1 pseudogene is annotated in these 844 nt (G+C 55.2%); it reads left to right on the forward strand.

Features of this window, described 5'->3' with window-relative positions:
* A pseudogene (locus ACM6JM_RS16025) lies at positions 1-756 on the forward strand (IS1182-like element ISPfl3 family transposase); the annotation flags it as partial.
* Positions 757-844 lie beyond the last annotated feature (88 nt).

Consider the following 844-nt stretch of genomic DNA (forward strand, 5'->3'; position numbering starts at 1 on the left):
CTGGAGCAATTCAACACGCACGAAAGCGATGCCCGAATGATGCGCACGCCAAAGGGGGCGCGTGTTGCCTATAACGTGCAAACAGCCGTGGACGCAGAGCACTGTCTGATTTTGCACCATGAGGTGACGCAAGATGGTGACGACCGCAAACAGCTTGAACCCATAGCTAAAGCTGCCAAGGCCGAACTGGGGCAGGACACGCTGACCGTGACGGCCGATATGGGCTACTCAAATGGCCAGCAATTCCAGGCGTGCGAGGAGGCCTCCATTACCGTGTACGTGCCGCCAAATCGAACTTCGAACCCAGGCGGAGAGACATTATTCGAGCGCCAGGACTTTACCTATGACGCTGAACAGGATCGATACCAGTGCCCGGCAGGTCAATGGCTAACCCTGAAACAGCGTTACAAAGGCGACCGGATCTACCAGGCGGCAGTCAGCGACTGCGCTGGATGTGCGCTGAAAGCCCAATGTACAACGGCTCAGCGCCGCTATGTCTCACGCCACGCACAAGAGGAAGCCTTTGAGCGTATGGCACAGCGGATGCAACTGCATCCAGAGATGATGGAGCGACGCAGATCCATCGTGGAGCACCCGTTTGGCAATCTCAAACAATGGCTATTTGGGAACGGGCGGTTCTTGCTACGACAACTTGAAGGGACGAAAGCTGAAATGGCACTGGCCGTGACCGCGTACAACTTCAAGCGGGCGATCAGTGTCCTGGGAGCCAAAAAAATGATGCAACTGATGGGCTGAAGAGCCTTTTTCAGCACAAAAACAAACGCCCCGAATAAGTCGGGGCGTTTGGTCTAAGGCCTGTCAGTGTGTTTTCACACAGTCTGTT

Origin of the sequence: Pseudomonas sp. IT-P2, assembly GCF_949767575.1 — a bacterium.
Taxonomy (GTDB): domain Bacteria; phylum Pseudomonadota; class Gammaproteobacteria; order Pseudomonadales; family Pseudomonadaceae; genus Aquipseudomonas; species Aquipseudomonas pharyngis.